This is a genomic window from Streptomyces dryopteridis, assembly GCF_049606955.1.
Taxonomy (GTDB): Bacteria; Actinomycetota; Actinomycetes; order Streptomycetales; family Streptomycetaceae; genus Streptomyces.
Genome location: NZ_CP187113.1, coordinates 1,088,771 through 1,110,828 on the forward strand (window position 1 = coordinate 1,088,771; position 22,058 = coordinate 1,110,828).

14 protein-coding genes are annotated in these 22,058 nt (G+C 70.2%); 5 read left to right on the plus strand and 9 right to left on the minus strand.

Annotation, left to right across the window (positions count from 1 at the left end):
• Positions 1 to 62: 62 nt before the first annotated feature.
• Both pglW and ACN20G_RS04305 read right to left on the minus strand, forming a co-directional pair.
• Positions 63 to 4,472, minus strand: a complete 4,410-nt coding sequence (gene pglW, locus ACN20G_RS04300) for a BREX system serine/threonine kinase PglW (RefSeq protein WP_424211375.1) — start codon at positions 4,470 to 4,472, stop codon at positions 63 to 65.
• A 115-nt stretch (positions 4,473 to 4,587) separates the two neighbouring features.
• Positions 4,588 to 5,742 (minus strand): hypothetical protein, encoded by a 1,155-nt coding sequence (locus ACN20G_RS04305; protein ID WP_424211376.1) that lies wholly within the window; start codon positions 5,740 to 5,742, stop codon positions 4,588 to 4,590.
• Positions 5,743 to 6,657: 915 nt separating this feature from the next.
• Here ACN20G_RS04305 and ACN20G_RS04310 point away from each other — a divergent pair.
• Positions 6,658 to 7,734 carry an ImmA/IrrE family metallo-endopeptidase gene (locus ACN20G_RS04310; protein WP_424211377.1) on the plus strand — a complete coding sequence of 359 codons (1,077 nt, stop codon included), beginning with the start codon at positions 6,658 to 6,660 and terminating at the stop codon, positions 7,732 to 7,734.
• A 3-nt stretch (positions 7,735 to 7,737) separates the two neighbouring features.
• Entirely contained in the window at positions 7,738 to 8,895 is a 1,158-nt protein-coding gene (locus ACN20G_RS04315) for a hypothetical protein (protein WP_424211378.1), read from the plus strand.
• 19 nt (positions 8,896 to 8,914) lie between these two features.
• Here ACN20G_RS04315 and ACN20G_RS04320 read toward each other — a convergent pair whose 3' ends face one another.
• Positions 8,915 to 9,532 (minus strand): hypothetical protein, encoded by a 618-nt coding sequence (locus ACN20G_RS04320; RefSeq protein WP_424211379.1) that lies wholly within the window; start codon positions 9,530 to 9,532, stop codon positions 8,915 to 8,917.
• A gap of 784 nt (positions 9,533 to 10,316) precedes the next feature.
• Between ACN20G_RS04320 and ACN20G_RS04325 the strand changes: the two genes are divergently transcribed.
• Positions 10,317 to 11,453 carry a hypothetical protein gene (locus ACN20G_RS04325; RefSeq protein ID WP_424211380.1) on the plus strand — a complete coding sequence of 379 codons (1,137 nt, stop codon included), beginning with the start codon at positions 10,317 to 10,319 and terminating at the stop codon, positions 11,451 to 11,453.
• A gap of 274 nt (positions 11,454 to 11,727) precedes the next feature.
• Here the strand turns inward: ACN20G_RS04325 and ACN20G_RS04330 are convergent, their stop codons facing one another.
• Together ACN20G_RS04330 and ACN20G_RS04335 are read right to left on the minus strand one after the other, a co-directional pair.
• Positions 11,728 to 13,080 carry a class I SAM-dependent RNA methyltransferase gene (locus ACN20G_RS04330; RefSeq protein ID WP_424211381.1) on the minus strand — a complete coding sequence of 451 codons (1,353 nt, stop codon included), beginning with the start codon at positions 13,078 to 13,080 and terminating at the stop codon, positions 11,728 to 11,730.
• Positions 13,081 to 13,243: 163 nt separating this feature from the next.
• Positions 13,244 to 15,292 carry an APC family permease gene (locus ACN20G_RS04335; RefSeq protein ID WP_424211382.1) on the minus strand — a complete coding sequence of 683 codons (2,049 nt, stop codon included), beginning with the start codon at positions 15,290 to 15,292 and terminating at the stop codon, positions 13,244 to 13,246.
• A 585-nt stretch (positions 15,293 to 15,877) separates the two neighbouring features.
• Here ACN20G_RS04335 and ACN20G_RS04340 point away from each other — a divergent pair.
• The gene (locus ACN20G_RS04340) at positions 15,878 to 16,546 is read left to right on the plus strand and encodes a potassium channel family protein (RefSeq protein WP_424211383.1); all 669 of its coding nucleotides are present in this window, start codon (positions 15,878 to 15,880) and stop codon (positions 16,544 to 16,546) included.
• Positions 16,543 to 17,205: a potassium channel family protein gene (locus ACN20G_RS04345; RefSeq protein WP_424211384.1), complete on the plus strand. Its 663-nt coding sequence runs from the start codon at positions 16,543 to 16,545 to the stop codon at positions 17,203 to 17,205. The genes ACN20G_RS04340 and ACN20G_RS04345 overlap by 4 nt, the downstream gene beginning before the upstream one ends.
• A gap of 159 nt (positions 17,206 to 17,364) precedes the next feature.
• Here ACN20G_RS04345 and ACN20G_RS04350 read toward each other — a convergent pair whose 3' ends face one another.
• The 4 genes from ACN20G_RS04350 to ACN20G_RS04365 are packed head-to-tail and all read right to left on the minus strand — an operon-like array spanning position 17,365 to position 21,861.
• Positions 17,365 to 18,153, minus strand: coding sequence for a DUF3159 domain-containing protein (locus ACN20G_RS04350; RefSeq protein WP_424211385.1), 789 nt, complete (start codon positions 18,151 to 18,153; stop codon positions 17,365 to 17,367).
• 3 nt (positions 18,154 to 18,156) lie between these two features.
• Positions 18,157 to 18,585 (minus strand): OB-fold nucleic acid binding domain-containing protein, encoded by a 429-nt coding sequence (locus ACN20G_RS04355; RefSeq protein WP_424211386.1) that lies wholly within the window; start codon positions 18,583 to 18,585, stop codon positions 18,157 to 18,159.
• A 22-nt stretch (positions 18,586 to 18,607) separates the two neighbouring features.
• Positions 18,608 to 19,297, minus strand: coding sequence for a response regulator (locus ACN20G_RS04360; protein WP_424211387.1), 690 nt, complete (start codon positions 19,295 to 19,297; stop codon positions 18,608 to 18,610).
• A complete protein-coding gene (locus ACN20G_RS04365) occupies positions 19,294 to 21,861 on the minus strand; it encodes a DUF4118 domain-containing protein (protein WP_424211388.1) in 2,568 nt (855 codons plus the stop codon). Before ACN20G_RS04365 ends, ACN20G_RS04360 begins: the two co-directional genes overlap by 4 nt.
• Between the last annotated feature and the right edge of the window lie 197 nt (positions 21,862 to 22,058).

Below are 22,058 nucleotides of genomic sequence, written 5' to 3' on the forward strand. Positions count from 1 at the left end.
CGACGGATGATGCGGCTACGGGGTGCTGTTCCCGGCCGAAGCCCAGGAACAGCACCCCGCCCTCACCCCTTCGCCAGCGTCTCCAGGAACGCCCCGTCCAGGTGCGCCTGCTCCCCGTCCCCGCCGATCACCTCGACGGTCCGGCCGTCCAGGTGCGGCAGTTGCGACCGGGTCTCCACCGGGCACAGCAGCCACAGCCCGTGCGGGTTCTCGACCGGGCGGCGGGCAGCGCCCTGAAGGCCGACGAGGAAGGCGTGGCCGCCCTCGTCCCAGTAGCGGGCGATCAGGCCGGCGTCGTGCAGGAACAGCACCGTGCGCGGGGCCGCGCAGCGAGCCTGCAGGTCCTCCCCGACGCGGTGCCAGACGGCGCGTACGAAGGTGGCCAGGCCCGGCTTGATCCGGCCGGGTGCGGAGGCGCTGTCCGCGCGCAGCACCGTCTGCCAGTCCTGGCCCTTCTCCTCCACCAGCTTCCGGAACTCCGCCAAGAAGACGGCGCCCAGGTCGACGGGCAGGACCGGGAAAGCGGCGGCCACGGCGTCCGCGACGCCCGGCAGCCGGATGCCCTTCACGGTCAGGGCGAGGAAGCCGCCGCGCCGGGCAGTCGCCATGAGGCGTTCGCGGACCGGGCCGTGCGGGTCCTCCCGCTCGATGCGGGTGACTCGGGGTGGCGGCAGGAGGCTGGTCAGGCCGCCGGAAGCCGTCACGGGGTGCGCGGTCCTGGCGGCCGGCAGTTGGAAGGTGTCAGTGTCGAGGTCGTAGCGGAGGTCGAACCTGGCCGCCTGCAAGGCGTCTTCCAGCTCGACGTGGGTCGGCTCCTGGCCCCCCGACAGCACCTGGAGTTCGGGGAAGCGTGCCTTGACCCGTGCCACCAGCTCCGCCGGGTTGATGCCCCGGTCGGGCCGTACGCCCGCGCCCGCCTGGGAGATGCGCAGCGCACGCTCCAGCCCGAGGTCCCGCGGGTACAGCTCCAGGCGCGGCGTGACCTCTACGGCCGGCGCGATGGCCGCGGCCAGTGCGACGAGGCGGGTGTCGGCGAGCGGCGCGAAGCCCTCCGGGGTCGGTACGGCCCTCAGCTCGCGGACCACCTCTGCCCGGCCCGGCAGCGGCTCCTGGCGGGCAAGCCCTTCGGCGGTGGCGCCGAGCGCGGAGGCGTAGTCGGCCAGCTCCCGGGGGCTCGGGTCGTCGGTACCCGGCAGGGACTCCGAGGCGAGCAGGATGGTGTCGCCGCGCCGGTGGACTGCGAGCCGCGGCTCGTGTCCTTCCGCCTCGTCGCCGGTCTCCGCCTCCACCGCTGCGCGTACGACGGCCAGCGAGCGCGCGAGGGTCCGCTGGGGGGTGTCGTCATCGGCCCCGTGCCGGGCGCGCAGTTCGGCCGCCGCCTCGGGGGCGGTCATCACACGACCCGAGGTCTCCAGGATGTCCGCGAGTTCTGAGCGGACCGGCGCCAGCCATTCCGCCTCCGCCCACTGCTTGATTTCGATGCGGTGGTGTCGGGAGACCGGCGGCTGCTTGATCTTCAGGTGATCGGCGATGCGCGCCTGTACGGGCCAGGCACCCAGCGGGGAAAGACCACCCTCCTCGGGCGGAAGCCCCAGGGTGAGCCGTACGACCTGTTCCCGGTGGGATCCCTTGCGGCCGGATGCGGGAGTCAGCAGCGCCGCCATGTCGTCTATGGACAGGATGCGGGCCATCTCCGCACCCGGGACGTCGGCGGGACCCGCATCCGGCGCGGCGGTCAGGGTCGAGGTCCGGGACGGTGTCCCGTTGCCGGGCTTGCCACGGAGGGCAGCCGCCCACTGCTTGCGGCGCCGGTTGAGTTCCTTGCGGACCAGGGCGCCCGCGCCTCGGGCCTTGGAGATGGCGTACGGCTGGATGTCCAGCAGCTGGCCGACGGTCGTCGCGCCAAGGCCGTTGGCGACGGAAACCGCGCGGGGGGACAGGCCCGCGGCCTCCAGCACAGTGGTGGCGTCGGCTGCCGCGGCCGCACTCTCCCGCGCCTCTTCGGCGTCCTCGGCGACTGTGCCGACCGTGGAGGGCGTGGTGGTGGGACGGGCCGCGTCCGCCGCCCGGAAGACCTCTTGCCAGGCGTCCTTCATCTGCCGCAGGGTGTCGAAACGCTGCTCGATCTCACGATGCAGCGCCCGCTCGAAGAAGGCCCGGAAGCCTTCCGCCAGCGCGGGTTCGAACAGCTCATTGGCGATGTGAAGTTCGGCGGATTCGTTGGTGAGCGGGTCGTACTGGCCGTCACCCCATACGGGGCGCTCACCGCTGGCCATCTCGTGCAGAGTGACGGCTGCCGCGTAGTACTCGGCATGATCGTCGTAGTGGCTGCGGCGCACCGAGCCCAGGAACGGGTCGAGGTAGCCGCGGGTGCCCGCCTTCACATCACGGTCCGAGGCGTCGGTCAGGGAGAAGTCGAAGAGCTTCAGCTGCCAGGTGCGATCCTTGCGTCGCTGGATGCCGAAGTTGTCGGGCTTGATGTCGCGGTGGCGCACTCCGTGGCCGGCGAGCTGGTCGAGCGCCTGGAAGAGGTCTTCACCGAAACGCTCCAGCTCGTGGTAAGTGAGCTTCCCCTTGCCGCGGAGCCGGGCGCCGAGCGACTGTTCGCCGGCGTACTCCAGCTCGAGGATCGTCCGCCCGTGGATCTCGCGCAGCTCCTCGCCGCGCAGCTGCACCACGGCTCCGCCGCCGACGAGTTTGAGAGCGCGGGCCTCGGCGCGCAGCCGCTCCGCCTTCTCCTCGTCCAGCGCGACCTTGAAGACGTGCTCGTCGATGCGGACCTTGCCGTCCTCGTCCTCGACCGCCCGCTCCACGAGGAGGGCACGCGCCGTGGCTCCGGTGCCGAGGACCCGGCGTACCGACCACTCGGCGTCGATCGCCTGCCCCGGCATCGCCTCCAGCGGGTCCGCTGCGGCTGCTTCCGGGGAGTCGGGCAGCACACCGGCCCGTTCCGCCTCGTCGAGCAGGTCCAGGAACGCCTCTGCGGAGCTCAGCCGGTCGTTCACATCGGAACGGGTCGCCTGATAGACCAGCGTGTCCAGGGCCTCCGAAACGCCGTCGGCCACGGCGAACAGATGCAGGCCGGAGTCTGCACGGAGGCGTTCGGTCAGCACGCTGCGCTGCGGTGCCGGCGGCTGACCGGACAGGATGAGGTGGGAGACCGCACCGAGGCCGAAGATGTCGAGATCCGCCGGATCGGCGTACGGCTGGTCCGTCTCCGGGGCGAGGTAGACGCGGGCTTCGTCCTCGATCAGGGCAGCATCGAGCGCCGAACCGCCGATCGACCGGAAGAAGGTGGCATTGCTGTCGAAGTCGCGTGCCGCGGTCTGCCAGTCCGTGATCCGCAGCTCGGGGGCGGACCCTTCACTGCGGAAGGAGACGTAGACCGACCGCGCTGCCAGCGCGCGGTGGTACAGGGACCGGTTGTGGGCGTAGCGGACGGCCTCGGCGAGCTGACGGACCATGTCGAGCCGCATCTCAGGGGTGAGCTTGCCGCCGTAAGTGTCCAGATACTGGTCCAGGCGCAGATCGCTCTGCCGATGACGGAAGAGGATGGCCGGTCCGGCCTCGTGCTCCCGGAACTCCACGGCGTCGACGATTCCGCGGTGGTTGATGCCCTGCAGCACCTGGTACTCGCGCCGCGCGGCACGCTCCGTGGACTTGCGCGCCGCCTCGGTCGCCCCCTGGCTGACCAGGTAGATCCGGACCCGTCCCTCTTCCTGCACCAGGCCGTCGTCGCGCGTGGCGAGACGGTCCTCCCAGGTCGCGCCGGCATCGAGCGGATGCGGGCGCAGCTTCCAGGCATCACCGAACCGCAGGTGCCCCGTGGACTGCCGGATGCCGATGGTCCGGAGCAGCTGCGGCAGCGTCTGCCGGGCGAACTCGGGCGTGATCCGCCGCTCCGGGCGGTCAGGGGGCAGCCCCAGGAAGTCCTGCCAGATGCGATCCAGGCCACTGCCGCCGCCGTCCCGCCCGTACACGCGGATGCGCTGGACCTCGTCCAGGTGGCTGACGAGGTCGGGGGCCGACAGGAAAACGGCGGGCTCGATCCGCGGAACGACCCGTTCGTCCATGCCGAGCTTGCGGGCGGCCCAGCGCAGTTGGCTGCGCAGCTCCTTCGACTTGAGGTCGTTGAAGTGCAGCGGGTTGTTGATGGTCCGCGTGCGGTCACTGCCGCGGAAGTTCCAGGTGGAGCCGGTGTTGTGCAGCTCTCCGGGGTGGCTCTTGATCTCGATCAGGAACAGGCCGGCCGGGACCGCGACGAGAAGATCGCACTCATTGATCCGCCCCGAGTGCGCGGTGAAGGAGAAGGTGGCCCAGGCGCGGTACGGCTCAGCCGCAGGCAGCAGTCTCCGTACGTGGTCCAGCGCCTCCTGCTCCCAGGCATAGGGGGAGGGCCGATCCTGGAACCACTGCTGGACGGGCTTCGGCGGGCCGGGCTTGGGTACCGGCTTTCCTCCCGCTGCTGTCACTTTCCGGCCTCCATCGCACCCCGCGCCCAACCAGACGGGCAAACCACCTGGTAGAGCCTATCGCGCGCCTTCTCGGAACCATGCGGTGTGCATGGTCATGTGCAGAGCCCTGCGATCAGGTGCTGTCCTCGCTCATCAGCTGTTCGATAGCCGCCAGCACCTGGCCCAGCGCCTCCGGCTGGGTGGACAGCACTGCCAGCGAAACCGCCGGCCAGCCGGTGAACCCCTTGTCCCTTTGCACCGCGATCTTCTGCCGAAGCCCTTCCACAGCCGGCAGGGCGTCTGCGAAGGCAGACGTCGCGTCACGTCCCAGGTGGTGGGTGATCGACCCGAAGCTGAAGGCAAGGTCGTCCTTGTCCGGGTCCTCGCGCAGAGAAAGCGTCCAGACGGGCACGTCCCTTCCCGAAGCCGGGAAGTAGACAGAGACGCTGGGGTACGCAGCCCTGTTGCCCACCGTGCGCCCCGCCGCCTCTGCGTGGTCGAGCAACGCGAGGGCTGCCTGCCGCAGCTCGGGGCTACGGCTCTGCAGCGCCGCGTCCACGTCAGCCCTTGTCCACCTTCGGCCCGCCTGGCCGGACCTCGACTGCGTCTTGTTCGCGGTGGCCACCTCGCCGTGGACCCTCGGGACGAGCACACGGTGATCACCGCTGCCCTTGTACTGCGTCAGCTCGACCGCGTAGACATCGGTCTGCCGCAACTGCCGGTTCAGGAACTCGACAATAGCCCTCAGTTCCAGAGGTATCCGGTCCGCCACGAAGAGCAGCCGCATCCGACCGGCCGCGAGCCGCTCCTCGACCGTCGTCCAGAACTCCTCGGGCGACTGGCCGCCCAGCAGCTCCTGGTAGGCGTCCTCGAGAGGCCGCCCGTCCACCGCACAGGTTTCCTCGAAGGTCCGCTGGAGCAGCGCGGCAGGCCAGTAACGCGCCCCGTTGGCGGCGTAGTCGAGCATCTGGCCCACGACTTCCCGTCGTATGCGGGTGTCGGCCGCCCTCTTGACCTCCACCAGGGTCGGGACACCGTCCGCATCTACGAACAGGTGGTCCAGCCAGTACGTGGCGTTGCTCTGGTTGCTGGTGGGGACTCTCATCTCGCGCGCCACGAGAACGAGCCGAAGGGGTCGGCCGTCAGCGAGCGAACCGAAGTCCAGGATCCGGGGATGGCGTGCGAGCAGCGCCTGGAACTCGGCCTCGGTGTCGAAAGGGGCAGGCTCCAGAGCGTTCAGTCCCCCACCCAGCAGGAACACCGGTTGTTCGGCCACTTCCAGCCCCATCCCCTTGAACATCGATCACCAATGCCGACAGACTTATCAAACTGCACTGACAACCGAGCAGGGATCGGTGATGGCCGCAGGTCCGCATCTCCGTCACCGGGTCCCAGGGAGCCTCGGCCGGTTGCCCTGCGAGTGGCGGGATGTCCGGCCGCTGCTCGGCCGATGCCCGTCGCGCCGACGTGAGCGCGCTGAGAGAAACCGTTCCGGTCAGAGGCTGTTCACGCTCCAGGCGCTGACGTATTCGGTTGACCAGCCAGTCAAGGGTGGGGGCGCTCAGCAGACGACGCAGCCGGGCCTCGTCAACCGAGCGGTGATGGATGTCGGGTCTGCAAGTACTCCAGCCCGGCAGACGTCTCCGCCAGCGGGTCCTGATTCGGGTCCTCTGACCGCACCGGGGCCTCTCGGCGGAGCCTCCGTGCGGTGCCCCACTCCCAGCGGGTGACCGATACCGCCGCCACCTCGTCGATCCGCGGTCTAGGCCCGGAAGCGGCCACCGTCTACGGGTCAAGTTCACCCTGACGATGAACGTGTTCGTCGGCGGCAGAGTCGTCAAAGTCATCGTCGGCGCCAAGCCCAAGGCTGCCATCCAGGGCGAGCTGCGCGACTGCATCTCCAGCTGACCGCACACCGCGCCGACGCTCTCCCGTGGCAGCTTCACCGACCCCGGCCGAGCCAAGCTCCTTGGCGGGAACGGAGCTTCTTCCTTTCCGACGCCTGCTGTTCGGCAGCATGCTCATCCACGTCGGATCAGAGTTGGACTGTCAGTGGGGCCTGGTACACCTGGAACTGCAGCAACCCACGGATCATCTGCGGAATATTCTTTGGCATAAAATCGAGTACCATCTGGAGAGTTGACATCGCCAGGGCTGGAGGTGGACGGTGCGCGACCGGAGCAGCTTGGTGGCGGATCCCGCCATGCTCACGCTGGCCCGCGACTCGCGCGGCTGGACACAGTCCGACCTTGCCCTCCAGTTGTCACGACTCGAAGGCACCCGCATCACTCAGGGGTACGTCAGCCGAGCTGAAGCGGGCCGCGTCCCCGTCAGGGATGGGCGCGTACAACTGTTCGCCGACGCGCTCCGCTACACCGCCGACCTGCTGTGCCGCACTTCCGAAACTGCCGGGGCAGGCGTTGGGCTGATCCATCACCGCAAGCGCGCCTCCATGGGGACACCTGCCCTGCGTCGGATCCATGCGACGTTGGCGCTCACCCGTCTCCAGGTGGAATCCCTGACCCAGGCGGCAAACTTTCATCGCCGCATCCAGTTCCGGCGTATTGAGGTCAACAACTTTGACACCCCTGCGGACGCGGCTGAAACGGTGCGCGAGGAGTGGAGCGTCCCCACAGGTCCCATCGATGACATGGTCGCCCTGCTCGAAGGTGCCGGCGCACTGGTCGTAGTCCGTAACCTCGGCACTACCGCACTCGATGCCGTGAGCCAGTGGCCTGCGGACAAAGCGCCACTGGTGCTCGTCAACTCCATTGCTTCCGCTGACCGTTCCCGCTTCAGTCTCGCGCACGAGCTGGGTCACCTGGTGATGCACGGCGAGCCTGGCGAGAGGCGCGTGCAGGAAGACCAGGCCAATCGGTTCGCCGCCGAATTCCTCATGCCCCACGACGCCGTCCTGCCCGAGCTGAAGCCAGGCATCGACGTATCGCGCCTGCTAGACCTCAAGGCGAGGTGGGGGGTGTCCATGGCAGCTCTCATCAGGCGAGCCATGGACCTGGGCGTTGTCAGCGAATGGCAGTACCGCACGCTCATGGTCGAGTTGTCCGCCCTTGGCTACCGCACCAACGAACCGACCACCATCCGGCGCGAAACCCCGCACCATCTCGCTCAAGCCGTCACCCGGCTTGAGGAGCGGCTCCACCTCAGTCCGACCGAGACCGCCCACCTGGCGGGCCTGGGTCGCGAGGAGTTCCACGAGATCTACTTGTGCGCTTCTTCTCCGTCCGGACACAAGGGCGTGCCGGACTCTTCTGTGAGGTGATTCATGAGCGACACTCCCTCCCCGAGGCGGCGACAGCCCGCCCTGAAGACGCTCGACCACACCGTTCCCGCCGTACCCCTTCTCCAAGGGCGGGTGCTGCTCCACGAGAATGCCGTCAATCTTCCACGACCGCGCCACACGCTCGATGACGACTTCAGCGGCGTCGTGATGACCGGAACGAAAGCCGACGAGCGTGCCTTCCACCTTCGCAGCACGGCCGGCTACGAAGGCACCCTGCTGATCGACAGCGCCCCCTACACCACCTACGTCGCGACGGCGGACGAGCCGTTCATGGCACCCACCGACGAGCTGTTCGCCTCAGTGGACACCTCGCTGGCCTTCCAGAAGGCACGCGGAGCGAGCGCAGCACTGACCCCGACCGGCTACATTCCGCCCGCGGACTCCAAGACGCTCAAGGCAGTGATACGCGAGGCCAACAAGATCGAACGCGCCGACACCGTCGTGACGCTCCCGATCGACGTCACGTGGCTGAACCGCGAGAACATCGGTCAACTCATCGCGGTCTGCACGAAGATCTGGCACCCGAAGGCCCTCGTCCTCTTCCGCCAGTTCGATCCGCTGGAACAGACCAAGGACATGCCTGCCAATCTGCGCCGCCTGCTGGCCGAGGTCGAGCACGTGGCGCTCCTGCGCACCGACCTCGCTGCGCTTGATGCGATCGCTCATGGCGCCTTCTGCGCCGGCATCGGCGTTCAGAGTTCACTCCGCCACGCGATCCCGCCCGGCGAGAAGGCTCAGATCAGGAAGGCCGGCCCCACCTACCCGAACGTGCTGATGCCGGAGCTCATGTGCTTCAAGGGCGCCGAGTCCCTCGCCAGGCTGTACGGCAACGTGGATCCCGCAACCTGCTCCTGCGAGGAGTGCGACGGGCGTGGTCTCGATCGCTTCTTCCTACCTGACGGCGAAACCAGGCGCGAGGCCGACAATCACACCGTCCTCACATGGAGCGACTGGGTCACCGAAATGGCCGGCTACCAGCCAGGCACCCCGCGCAAGTCGTGGTGGCGCGACAAATGCGCGGCCGCGATCGACCGCTACGCATTGGAGAACCAGCGCATAGGCCTGGGCGCCAGCCCCAGGTCCGGATTCCAGGTGCCCGCGCCGCTCAAAGCATGGGCGACACTCCCTGTCGGCCCGTAGCGAGCCGCGGGTCGAGCGCTCAGGGGAGCTGGCGGTGAACGTCTTCCAGGAACTTCCAGCCAGCGACGGTATGACGTCTACGCTCGAAGGGGCGCGGCGGCACCACCACTTCCACCGAGTCCCCTTGAAGCGTGAGCAGGCCGATGCCGAAGAACTCAGCGCGCAGCACAGCATCGTCCTTGCGCCGCAATGCACCGTCCACCACCACCGCGCGAGAACAGAACGGAGTAAATCGCTCCGCCTTCTCCATCGCCGACTCCCAGCTTCGGCCGGGCACGAACGCCATGTCGATGTGGACAGGCTGCGCCGCGCGACGGGTGATCGCACCGTCCCTGCGGACCACCGCGCCCTTCGGAAGGGACTTCAGCACCCGCCGCTCCCTCTCGCTCATGGAGCCGGCAGGAACCGGCTCGCCCAGGGGCAGCGACATGAGGAGATCCAGCACGTCAGGTCGCGTCAGCGGCGGCATCCCTTCAGCTGCCCGCCGTTCCCGCTCGGGCCCGTCATACCGATAGGCCACAACAGCTTCCGTCCCGAAGGCTTCGACGAGCGCGAGCTTCGCCTCGCAGGGCACGAGGTCGCAGGGAGCCAGCGCACCGGCGACGACATCCATCTGCTCTCGCGCCACGACCGACATGAACCGACCCGCTCTCGTTTCGAACTGACACCCTCGTCTAGGGAGCGTCTGCACGCCCCTGCTTACCCTCAGGCCCCCATCACCGGGAGCACGAGTGGCTCACGTTCACACGATGCACTCGCCAGTCCCTTCCCGGCCGCAGCCAGGCGGGATAGACCGCCTAACCAGCGTTCCCCTGCCCGAGACACGGGACGCCTCAGCACGGATGCCCAGGCTAGTACGGGTACTCGTACGCCGGCGGCCACCTCGTCGGATGATCGCGAAACGGCCAGCACCCGTCACTGGCCGACCAGCAAGCGTCCGCGGCGGCCACCAACGAACGACTGCGAGCCTAGCCACCACAAGCGGCCGTGCCTACATCTGTCCGAATCTTCATCGCCGCCTGCCGCCCCCTTCCCCTTCCACCCGCGCCAGGCGGAGTGCGACTGAGAGCATGCCCGTGAAGGCATTCGCACGGTGGGGAGTTCAGGTGCCGCGAGAGCTCAACGAACGGCAGCAACAGGTGCTGCAATGGGTCGGTCAAGGCTGCCCTGACGGCGTGTGGGAGGGGACCGCGCACAAACTGAGCTGCCAAGCCCTTCACAGCCGGGGACTTGTCAGAGTCTCCAGGCGCCAGGGGCGGTGGTCCGTCGCCCTCACCAAGGCCGGCCAGCAGTACCTGGACGACGGATCTCCTCCCCCGGAACAGCCTCGCAGCAGAGACGCCGTGCCCGCGCCACGGGCTGGACTCCAGCCACCTGATGTAGCCGAGGGTGAGAAGTCCAGCGTCAAGGCAGCCGCGCCTGTGCTGCCATCGCCGAGAATCAGCCCCCTCCCGCGGAAGAAGGCCAAGACCGTCACAGAGCAGCTCCTGGAGGAGCTTGCCGAAGCCGGCGGCCGAATCGTGAAACGCGAAGCCAACGGCCGGGAGACCGAGAAATGGCCGATCCGTGTTGCCGCAGCACGGCGGTCGGGAAAGATCCCTGCAGCCAAGGAACTGCACGCGGGCTGGTGCCGCGACGGATACGAGATCCGGTTGGTCGACACCCCCGCCTGGCGGTTGGCCGTGTTGTCACCCGTTTCCGTACCGGCACGGCTCCCCACTCCACACCCCGTGGTCAGAGCTCTGCAGGCGCACCCCAAACCCATGGCACTGACCAAAGCCGTGCAGGGTAGAGCCTTCCGCCTCATCCACGCGCTGCTCACGGCAACGCAGAAGCTGGGGTACGTCAGCGCGTTCGGTACAGCCGAGAGTTCACCCGCCCCTCATCGCCGGCGCGGCGGCGCTCCCCACTTCACCATCACAGCCCAGGGCCAGCGATGCGATTTCCTCATCCTGCAAGAACAGGACCGGACCGATCACATTCCCACGAAGAAGGAGCTCTCGGACGCCGAGAAGCACTCCTGGGTGCGGATTCCTCGGTACGACTACTCCCCCGCTGAACGCCTGAGGATCTGCATCAGCGGCGGGTCACGACACAGGGCCGACGAGTGGGCCGACACGGCCGCACGCCCTCTTGAGCACCAGCTCGCCGAAATCGTGCAGGAAGTGGGGCTCAGGGGTGAGGCTGCCGAGCGCAAACGGCTGGCCGACCTGGAGGCCGCCCAGGAGAAGAGGCTCCGGTGGGAAGCCGCAATGGAACAGGCAAAGATCGACTACGCCGAGGCAGTCCGTGTCCGGCGACTCGAAGCGCAAGAAAAGGCATGGCGTCGCGCAGCGGACCTGGCCGAGTACATCGACGCCCTCCGCCTCCACACACAGAACCTGCCGACTGGTACGGAGAGGGACGGAGCCGAGGCATGGATCGCTTGGGCCTCGGGCCACGTGCAGCGGCTGAACCCACTCAACGGGACGCTCCGCCTGCCGGATATTCCCGAACCTCGCGCCGATGATCTCCAGCCGTTCCTGCACGGATGGAACCCCTACGGGCCCGGCTTCTAGAAGCGAGACACCCTGACATTGTCACGGAACGTGTTCGGCGAGGTCGGCCAGAATCTGGCTCCAACACAGACCCGCCTCGACTGCCCAACGCCAAGAAGGGCGCCTCCCGCGGCAAGACCACAAGCTGCCACGGGAGGCACCCATCCGCTACTGACGGAGCGTCAGAATTTTCTGATCGCGTGCGTCAAACGTGCGTCACGAGCGTCGAATCAGCGTCAAGATATCGCCCACAACGCACACAGTGCCCATAATGCACATTGACCTAACCTGCAGGTCAGACGCCCTTTTCAGCAGGCTCAAGGATCGCGACACACTCGACATGCTGGGTCATCGGGAAGAGGTCGAAGGCTCGCAGGAGGCGGGGCTTGTAGCCGGATTCGCGGAAGTAGGCCAGGTCGCGGGCCAGGGCGGCCGGGTCGCAGGCCACGTACGCGATGCGGCGGGCGCCCAGGCCGGCGAGCTGGCGGACCGTGGCCTTGCCGGCGCCGGCGCGGGGCGGGTCGAGGACGATGAGGTCGGCCTCCGAGATGCGGGTGCGCGGCAGGACCTGTTCGACCTTGCCCTGTTCGATGCGGACCCGGGGGAAGTCGGCCAGGTTGTGGCGGGCGTCCTCCACCGCGCGCTTGGAGGACTCGATGCCGAGGACGGCGCCGGTCTCGCCGATGCGTTCGGCCAGGGCGCCGGCGAAGATGCCGACGCCGCAGTAGAGGTCGAGGGCCATCTCGCCCTTGCGGGGCATCAGGCCCTGCATGACGGCCTTGACCAGGGTGTCGGCGGCCTGCGGGTGGACCTGCCAGAAGCCGCCCATGCCGACGCGGTACACGCGGCCGTCGGAGCGTTCGCGGACGAAGGGGCGGCCGTGGACGCGGTGCACGCCGCCGTCGCGTTCCTCCACGCGGAGCACCGAGACGGGCTTGTCGAGTTCGACCAGCGGGAGTCGGCCGCCGGGGCGCGGGGTGAGGACCACCTGGCGGTCGCCGGAGCCGGAGGCGGCGATGGCCTCGACGGTGGCGAGCTGGGGCCATTCGCGCTTCTCGACGCCGAGCTCGCTGACGCCGGCGGCCGCGATCATGCAGTGGTCGACGGGTTCGATGTCGTGGGAGCGGTGGCGGCGCAGGCCGGCGCGGCCGTCCTCGTCGATCGCGTACTGGACGCGGGTGCGCCACTGCGGGACCTCGCCGGCGGGCAGCTTGTCGCCTTCGGCGGGTACGACGGTGCCGTCCCAGCCGGCCTGTTCGGGGGTGATCCCGGCGAGGCGCTGGAGCTGTTCGGTGAGGACCTCGCCCTTGAGCCGGCGCTGGGCGCCGGGCTTGGCGTGCTGCCAGTCGCAGCCGCCGCAGCGGCCGGGGCCGGCGTAGGGGCAGGGGGCCTCGACGCGGTCCTTGGAGGCGTCCAGGATCGTGACGGCGTCGGCGCGCAGGAAGCGGGAGTCCTCGGCGCCGTCGGTGACGCGGGCCACGACGCGCTCGCCGGGCAGGGCGTGCCGGACGAAGAGGACGCGGCCTTCGGCGGTGCGGGCGATGCAGTGGCCGCCGTGCGCCACGGGGCCCACCTCGACCTCGTACTCCTGCCCGATGAGCGAGTTCTCGTCGGTGTCGCGCGGGGTCGGGGCGGGGGACGGGGTCATGGTGCGGGGTACTCCAAGCGCTCGGGGGGCGACAGGCGAAACGGCCGGACGACCGACCCACCAGTCTACGTGGGTGTCGTCCGGCCGCACGAATCGTCGCCGGGAGCCGCCCGACGCACGCCGCCCGACGCCGGGCGCCCCGGCGCCCGGCCCCGTCGGTCGGTCAGTCCTTCTTCGCGGGTTCGCGGCGCGGGGTGTCCACGGGGCCGCGTCGGACCGCGCCGGGCGCGTTCCAGTCCGCGCGCCGCTTGGCCCGCCGCTTGGCGAGCTCGGAGGACTCCAGCTGGTAGGGCACGGAGGTGACCATGACGCCGGGGGTGAAGAGCAGCCGACCCTTCAGGCGCAGGGCGCTCTGGTTGTGCAGCAGGTGTTCGTACCAGCGGCCGACCACGTACTCGGGGATGTACACGCTGACCGCGTCGCGCGGGTTCTCGCTGCGCAGGCCCTTGACGTACTCGATGACGGGTCGGGTGATCTCGCGGTAGGGCGAGTCGAGGATCTTCAGCGGCACGTTGATCCCGCGGCGTTCCCATTCGGCCCGCAGGGCCTTGGTCTCGGCCGGGTCCACGCTGATGCTGAGCGCTTCGAGGGTGTCGGAGCGGGTGAGCTTGGCGAAGGCCAGGGCGCGCAGGGTGGGCTTGTGCACCTTGGAGACGAGGACGATGGAGTGCACGCGCGAGGGGCGCACGCTGTCCTCGGAGGGGCCCTCGGCTGCGGCGATCTCGGTGGCGACCCGGTCGTAGTGCTTCCGGATCGCGGTCATGGTGCCGTAGAAGATGACCATGCCGAGGAGGGCGACCCAGGCGCCGTGGGTGAACTTCGTGGCGAGGACCACGACGAGCACGAGGCCGGTGAACGAGGCGCCGAAGGCGTTGATGGCGCGGGAGCGGTGCATGCGGCGGCGGGCGGCGGGGTCGCGTTCGCTCGCGAGGTGCCGGTTCCAGTGCCGGACCATGCCGATCTGGCTGAGGGTGAAGGAGACGAAGACGCCGACGATGTACAGCTGGATCAGCTTGGTGGAGTCCGCGTCGTAGATCCACACCAGCAGCATGGCGGCGCCGGCCAGCAGCACGATGCCGTTGGAGAAGGCGAGGCGGTCGCCGCGGGTGTGGAGCTGGCGGGGCAGGTAGCGGTCCTGGGCGAGGATCGAGCCGAGCAGCGGGAAGCCGTTGTAGGCGGTGTTCGCGGCCAGGAAGAGCACGAGCGCGGTGGCGGCGGCCAGCACGATGAACAGGAAGCTGCCGTCGCCGAAGACGGCCTCGGCGACCTGGCTGATGACCGGGTGCTGCACGTAGGAGTCGCCGACGGGGGTGCCGTTGGCGAGCAGGTCCGTGGCCGGCTTCTCGGCCATCTTCACGCCGGTGGCCATGGCCAGGCCGATGATCCCGCAGAACATGGTGACGGCGAGGCCGCCCATGAGGGCGAGGGTGCTGGCCGCGTTCTTGCTCTTGGGCTTGCGGAACGCGGGCACGCCGTTGCTGATGGCCTCGACGCCGGTGAGGGCCGCGCAGCCGGAGGAGAAGGCGCGCAGCAGCAGGAAGACCAGCGCGAAGCCGGCCAGGCCCTGGTGCTCGGGCTTGATCTCCATGTTCGCGGTGGGGGCCTTCATCTCGTCGCCCAGCACCAGGCCCTTGAAGGCGCCCCAGGCGATGAGGACGAAGACGGCGCCGACGAACACATAGGTCGGGATCGCGAAGAGCTTGCCGGACTCCTTGACGCCGCGCAGGTTCATCAGCGTCAGCAGCAGGATCATGATCATCGCCGAGAGCGTCTTGTGCTCGATGACGAAGTCCACCGCCGAGCCCAGGTTCTCGACGCCGGAGGAGATCGACACGGCGACGGTCAGCACGTAGTCCACGAGCAGGGCGCTCGCGACGGTCAGACCGGCCTTGGGGCCGAGGTTGGTGTTGGCCACCTCGTAGTCCCCGCCGCCGCTGGGGTAGGCGTGGACGTTCTGGCGGTAGGAGGCGACGACGGTGAACATCAGCACCACGACCGCGACCGCGATCCAGGGGCTGAAGTGGTACGCCGAGACGCCGGCGACCGACAGGACCAGCAGGACCTCGCCGGGCGCGTAGGCGACCGAGGAGAGGGGGTCGGAGGCGAAGACGGGAAGGGCGATCCGCTTGGGAAGAAGGGTTTCCCCGAGGCGGTCGCTTCGCAGCGCCCGGCCGATCAGGATCCGTTTGGGCACGTCGGTCAGTTTGGACACGCAGAGGATCGTAAGCGTTCGAAATCGGCCCGACCAACCCCACCCCCGTCGCGTCGCGGGCCGGAGTTCCCGGCCGTCGCGCCGGGATCGGCGGACGGTGATCGGATGGTGATCGGGTGTTCTCGGGCCGCGGTTTGTCGGCGATCTTCCCGTGTTCTCCGAAGGACCTCCCGGGCGATCTTCCGCGGATTTCCGGACGGGGCGCCGCCATTTCACGGTCCGGTCCGGGTTCCGCCGGGGAATTCCGTGATCCGGCACCCCCCGTCGCACACCCCGCCGCACACCCCGCCGCACCCTTCGCGCACGTCTCCCGCACGCCCCGGCGCCCCTCCCCCGCGGGACCTCCGACGGGGCGGCGGAGGCCGGCCGGACCGGGCGGCGGGGTGCGAAGGACGGGGCCCGGGACGGCCGAACGACGTGCGAACGGGGTTTTCCGGCGTGGTCCGAGGGCCTTCCCGGCGCGCGAAAACTCACACCGGTGACCGCGCGTGTGTAGCTTGGGCCATGATCTGAGACCCTGTGAAGCCTGAGCATGTAACGAGGCTGAAAACCAGCTAATCGAAGCTGACAGCCGGAAGGACGGCCGTGCACATCGTCATCATGGGCTGCGGACGGGTGGGCTCCGCCCTCGCGCAGACCCTGGAACAGCAGGGGCATACGGTCGCCGTGATCGACCAGGACCCCACCGCGTTCCGCCGCCTGGGCGCCGGTTTCGGCGGTCGCCGGGTCACCGGAGTCGGCTTCGACCAGGACACCCTGCGCGAGGCCGGCATCGAGGAGGCGGGCGCGTTCGCCGCGGTCAGCAGCGGCGACAACTCGAACATCATCGCGGCCCGCGTGGCCCGCGAGATGTTCGGGGTCGAGAACGTCGCCGCCCGCATCTACGACCCCAAGCGCGCGGAGGTCTACCAGCGGCTGGGCATCCCGACCGTGGCCACCGTGCGGTGGACCGCCGACCAGATGCTGCGCCGGCTGCTGCCCTCCGGGGCCGAGCCGCTGTGGCGGGACCCGAGCGGCGCGGTCCAGCTCGCGGAGGTGCACACCTCCCCGGCGTGGATCGGGCACAAGGTCAGCACGTTGCAGGAGGAGACGGGGGTGCGTGTGGCGTTCCTCACCCGGCTGGGCGAGGCGATGCTGCCGACCTCCCAGACGGTCCTCCAGGAGGGCGACCTCGTCCACGTGATGATGCGGACCGACGAGATCGACAAGGTGGAGGAAGTCTTCGCCGAGGGGCCCGAGGAGGCACACGCATGAGGGTCGCCATCGCCGGGGCCGGCGCCGTGGGCCGGTCCATCGCGGGCGAGCTGTTGGAGAACGGTCACGAGGTCCTGCTCGTCGACAAGGCGCCCACCGCCATCTCCGTGGAGCGGGTGCCGCAGGCCGAGTGGCTGCTGGCCGACGCGTGCGAGATCACCTCGCTCGACGAGGCCGCGTTGCAGCGCTGCAACGTCGTGATCGCCGCCACCGGCGACGACAAGGTCAACCTCGTGGTCTCGCTGCTGGCGAAGACCGAGTACGGGGTGCCGCGCGTGGTGGCCCGGGTCAACAACCCGAAGAACGAGTGGCTCTTCAACGAGTCCTGGGGCGTGGACGTGGCCGTGTCCACCCCGCGCCTGATGTCGGCGCTGGTGGAGGAGGCGGTGAGCGTCGGCGACCTGGTGCGCCTGCTGCGCTTCAGCCACGGCGACGCCAACCTGGTCGAGCTGACCCTGCCGCCGGAGTCCTCGGTGGTCGGCACGCAGATCAGCGAGATCCGCTGGCCGCAGGACACCTCCCTGGTCACGATCATCCGCGGCAACCGGGTGCTGACCCCGAACCCGGAGGAGACCCTGGAGGCCGGCGACGAGCTGCTGTTCGTGGCGACCCAGTCGCGCGAGGAGGAGCTGGAGGACCTGCTCCAGGCCCGCCGCTGAGCCCTCGGGCTCCCCGGACCCCGGGCCGCGCCCGGGAGGCCCCGGACACGCCGAAGGCCGCCGTCCACCCCGTACAGGGGCCGGACGGCGGCCTTCGGCGTGCACCCGGTCGACGTCGGCGCGGGTCTTCGGCCGATCGGCGACCGATCGGGCGGCCGGTCAGCGGCCGGGGTCGCCGCCCGCCTCGCGCGCCGCGCGCTCGCGCTCCCGTTCGGCGGCCTCCTCGGCCTCCATCTCGGCGAACACGTCGATCGGCGGCGGCGCCTTGGCCAGGAACAGCCAGGTGAAGTACACCGCCAGCACCATCGGCGGCAGCTTCAGCGCGATCAGCAGCCAGCCGAGCTGCGTCTCGTCGCCCCACCAGTACAGCGGGAAGAGGATCGCGTACTTGGCGAGGAAGATGAGGCCCCAGGCCAGGCTGGCCTTGATGTACGCCTTCTTGCGCCCGGGGTTGCGGGTGCGCCAGGACAGGTTCTCCTTGAACACCGGCCCGAGCACCACGCCGAGCAGCGGGAAGCCCACCAGCGCCGAGATCGTGAACGCGGCGCCGAGGAAGACGCCGTAGATCATGCCCGGCAGGTAGAAGCCCTTGGCGTCCCCGGTGAACAGGGCGAAGGCCACGCCCACGCCCACCCCGAAGACCCCGCTGAAGGCGTGCTTGACGGTGTCCTTGCGGGCGAGCCGCACGATCACGAGCAGCACGGCCAGCGCGCCCGCCGCGATCGCCGAGACCTGCACGTTCTTGTTGATCGTGTAGATCATCACGAACAGCAGGCCGGGGAGCATCGTCTCGATCGTGCCCCGGATGCCGCCGAAGGCGTCGAACAGCGCCGCCTGGGTGACCTCCCGGGCCTCCGCCTCGGGGCCGCCGGCCGGGGCGTCCCCGGCCCGGTGCGCGCCGCGCCCGGGCCTCGGGCCGGGCGGCGTCTGGTTCTCCACGGAACTCACCGGCTAGTGCTCCTGTCCATACGGTCGGAGTTCGTACTTCGGATTGAACAGCACCCGCCGGCCGTGGCTCATCGAGATCCGCCCGGACGCGATCATGCGGCGGCCGGGTTCGATTCCCACGATCGAGCGACGCCCGAGCCACACCACGTCGAGCGCGGCGGAGCCGTCGAACAGCTCGGCCTCCAGCGCCGGCACTCCCGCGCGGGGGCGCAGGGTGACGGTGCGCAGGGTGCCCGTCACCTTGACTATCTGGCGGTCGTGGCAGTCGCAGATCCGCGTGCATCCCGCGGCTTCTGCGTCCTCTTGCAGCTCCGCCGAGTGGAGGTCCTCCTGGGAGGAGGACAGGCGCTCCATCATGCGGCGGAACCGGCCCGCGGGGCGGGCCTTGGGGGCCGGCCTGGCGGACTTCTCGGGACGCGGTTCAGCACTCATACAGGGAAGCGTACCGGCGTGCTCACTCCCTCTCGAAGCGGTAGCCCATGCCCGGTTCGGTGATGAAGTGCACGGGGTGCGAGGGGTCGGCCTCCAGTTTGCGGCGCAGCTGCGCCATGTAGACCCGCAGGTAGTTGGTCTCGGTGCCGTAGGTGGGGCCCCAGACCTCGCGCAGGAGCTGCTTCTGGCTGACGAGTTTGCCCGCGTTGCGCACCAGGACCTCCAGCAGGTGCCACTCGGTGGGGGTCAGGCGCACGTCGCGGCCGTCGCGGTGGGCCTTCTTCGCGGCGAGGTCCACGGTGAACCCGGTGGCCTTGACGACCACCTCGTCCTCGCCGGCCCCGGCCACGGGTTCGGCGCGGCGGACGGCGGCCCGCAGCCGGGCCAGCAGTTCGTCCATGCCGAAGGGCTTGGTGACGTAGTCGTCGGCGCCGGCGTCGAGGGCCTCGACCTTCTCGTCGGAGCTGTGCCGGGCGGAGAGCACGAGGATCGGCACCCGGGTCCAGCCGCGCAGCCCGCGGATCACGTCGACGCCGTCCATGTCGGGCAGGCCGAGGTCGAGGACGACCACGTCGGGGTGGCGGGCGGCGGCCAGCTCCAGGGCGGTGGCGCCGTCGGGGGCCGCGTCGACCTCGTACTTGCGCGCCTTGAGGTTGATCACGAGGGCGCGGACGATCTGCGGCTCGTCCTCCACCACGAGGACCCGGGTCATCTCTCGCCTGCTTTCTCTCGGAGGGGTTCGGCCCGCGTCCCGCGCGGGTCGGGCGCGCCGGTCTCGGCGGTGCGCAGGGTCAGGACCATGGTGAGGCCGCCGCCGGGGGTGTCCTCGGCGGTCAGGGTGCCGTCGATGGCCTCGGCGAAGCCGCGGGCCACGGCGAGCCCGAGGCCGACGCCGGCGCCGCGCGGGGCGTCGCCGTGGCGCTGGAAGGGGGCGAAGATCGCCTCCTTGGCCTCGTCGGGGACCCCGGGGCCGCGGTCGACCACGCGGACCTCGACCCGGTCCCCGTGGGTGCTGGCCGCGACCAGGACGGGGGCGCCGGCGGGGCTGTACTTGACGGCGTTCTCGACCACGTTGGCGACGGTGCGCTCCAGCAGCCCGGGGTCGACGGCGACCATGGGGAGGGTCTCGGGGATGTCGAGCAGCACGCTGTCCTCGGGCACCCCGCCCAGGGCCATGGGCACCACCTCGTCGAGGTCGATCTCGCGGATCAGGGGGGTGACGGTGCCGGTCTGGAGGCGGGACATGTCGAGGAGGTTGCCCACGAGGTGGTCGAGCCGGTCGGCGCCGTCCTCGATGCCGGCGAGCAGTTCGGCGCGGTCCTCCTCGGACCATTCGACGTCGTCGGAGCGGAGCGAGGAGACGGATGCCTTGATCGAGGCCAGCGGGGTGCGCAGGTCGTGGCTGACGGCGGCCAGCAGGGCGGTGCGGATCCGGTTGCCCTCGGCGAGCCGGCGGGCCTCCTCGGCCTCCCCGAGCAGCCGGCGCCGGTCGAGGACCACGGCGGCCTGGGCGGCGAACGCGCCGAGCACCCGGCGGTCCTCGGCGGGCAGCACCCGGCCGGAGAGGGCCAGGGCGAGGTGTTCGGTGACGTGGACGTCGGCGTCGGCGTCCTCGGGGCGGGTGACGGGGTGCGGGCCGACCCCGCCGGCGCTGGTCCACGGGGTGTGGTCGTCGGCGCGTTCGAGGAGGGCGGCGGACTCCATGCCGAAGGTCTCGCGGACCCGCTCCAGCAGGGCGTCCAGGCTGTTCTCGCCGCGCAGCACGCTGCCGGCGAGGAAGGACAGGATCTCGGACTCGGCCCGCGAGCGGGCCGCCTGGTGGGTGCGGCGGGCCGCGAGGTCCACCACGGAGGCCACCGAGACGGCCACGCCGAAGAACACGGCGAGGGCCAGGATGTTGCGCGGGTCGGAGATCGTGAACCGGTGCAGCGGCGGGGCGAAGAAGTAGTTCAGCAGCAGCGAGCCGAACGCGGCCGAGGCCAGCGCCGGCCAGAGCCCGCCCAGGAGGGCCGCGGCCACCGTCAGGGCGAGGAAGAGCAGCATGTCGTTCGCTAGCCCGGGGGCGTCGGCCAGGGCCGTCATGAGCAGGCACAGGCCGGGCGGGCCGAGCACGCCGACTCCCCAGCCCCACAGCACCCGGCGGCGGCCGAGCCGGCCGGCGGTGCGGGTGCCGGGGAGCGGGACGCGGCCCTTGGCGACGGCGTCGTGGGTGACGAGGTGCACGTCGAGGTCGGGGCCGGAGGCGCGGGCCACCCCGGAGCTGACCCCGGGGCCGAGCACGTACTGCCAGGGCCGGCGGCGGCTGACGCCGAGCACGATCTGGGTGGCGTTGGCGCCGCGCGCGAACTCCAGCAGGGAGGCGGCCACGTCGTCGCCGATGACGTGGTGGAAGGTGCCGCCGAGGTCCTCCACGAGGCTGCGCTGGACCGCGAGCTCCTTCGGGGAGGCGGAGGTCAGCCCGTCGCCCCGGGCCACGTACACGGCGAGGATCTCGGCCCCGGAGGTCTTGGCGGCCATCCGGGCGGCGCGCCGGATCAGGGTGCGGCCCTCGGGGCCGCCGGTGACGCCCACGACGATGCGTTCGCGGGCCTGCCAGGTGGAGCGGATGTCGTGCTCGCCCCGGTACTGCTGGAGGTAGTCGTCGGCCCGGTCGGCGACCCAGAGCAGGGCGAGTTCGCGCAGGGCGGTGAGGTTGCCGGGGCGGAAGTAGTTGGAGAGGGCCGCGTCGACCTTGTCCGACTTGTAGATGTTGCCGTGGGCCATCCGGCGGCGCAGGGCCTGCGGGGACATGTCCACGAGTTCGACCTGGTCGGCGCGGCGCACCACCTCGTCGGGCACGGTCTCGCGCTGGCGGACCCCGGTGATCGACTCGACCACGTCGCCGAGGGATTCGAGGTGCTGGATGTTGACGGTCGTTATCACGTCGATGCCGGCGCCGAGCAGTTCCTCCACGTCCCGCCACCGCTTGGTGTTGCGGGAGCCGGGCACGTTGGTGTGCGCGAGCTCGTCGACGAGGGCGACGGCCGGGCGGCGGGCGAGGACGGCGTCCACGTCCATCTCGGCGAAGACGGTGCCCCGGTGGGTCAGCTCGCGGCGCGGGAGCTGTTCGAGGCCGTGCAGCATCACCTCGGTGCGCGGCCGGCCGTGGTGCTCCACGAGGGCGACCACGCAGTCGGCGCCGCGCTCCACCCGCCGGTGGGCCTCGGAGAGCATCGCGTAGGTCTTGCCGACTCCCGGTGCCGCGCCGAGGTAGATCCGTAGCTTTCCGCGTGCCATGTCCTCATTGTCTTTCACCTGCGCCGCGACCCTCGGCCGTGGGCGGGCCGACACTCGATGGAACGCCCGGGCCGGCCGGTTCCGGGCCCCGTTGACGGCCCTCATACGGCGCCCGGGGCCCTCTTGACGCTTCCCTGACACCCCGGGGCGTCCGGCGGGCCTCCGGGGCCGGGAACGGCCGACGGGCCGCGCCCGGG

Excerpts from the sequence above, each read along its gene's own strand:
- ACN20G_RS04305 (WP_424211376.1), bottom strand. The coding sequence starts at position 5,742 with ATGGGGCTGGAAGTGGCCGAACAACCGGTGTTCCTGCTGGGTGGGGGA.
- ACN20G_RS04310 (WP_424211377.1), top strand. The coding sequence starts at position 6,658 with ATGCTCACGCTGGCCCGCGACTCGCGCGGCTGGACACAGTCCGACCTT.
- ACN20G_RS04315 (WP_424211378.1), top strand. The coding sequence starts at position 7,738 with ATGAGCGACACTCCCTCCCCGAGGCGGCGACAGCCCGCCCTGAAGACG.
- ACN20G_RS04320 (WP_424211379.1), bottom strand. The coding sequence starts at position 9,532 with ATGTCGGTCGTGGCGCGAGAGCAGATGGATGTCGTCGCCGGTGCGCTG.
- ACN20G_RS04330 (WP_424211381.1), bottom strand. The coding sequence starts at position 13,080 with ATGACCCCGTCCCCCGCCCCGACCCCGCGCGACACCGACGAGAACTCG.
- ACN20G_RS04345 (WP_424211384.1), top strand. The coding sequence starts at position 16,543 with ATGAGGGTCGCCATCGCCGGGGCCGGCGCCGTGGGCCGGTCCATCGCG.
- ACN20G_RS04355 (WP_424211386.1), bottom strand. The coding sequence starts at position 18,585 with ATGAGTGCTGAACCGCGTCCCGAGAAGTCCGCCAGGCCGGCCCCCAAG.
- ACN20G_RS04360 (WP_424211387.1), bottom strand. The coding sequence starts at position 19,297 with ATGACCCGGGTCCTCGTGGTGGAGGACGAGCCGCAGATCGTCCGCGCC.
- ACN20G_RS04365 (WP_424211388.1), bottom strand. The coding sequence starts at position 21,861 with ATGGCACGCGGAAAGCTACGGATCTACCTCGGCGCGGCACCGGGAGTC.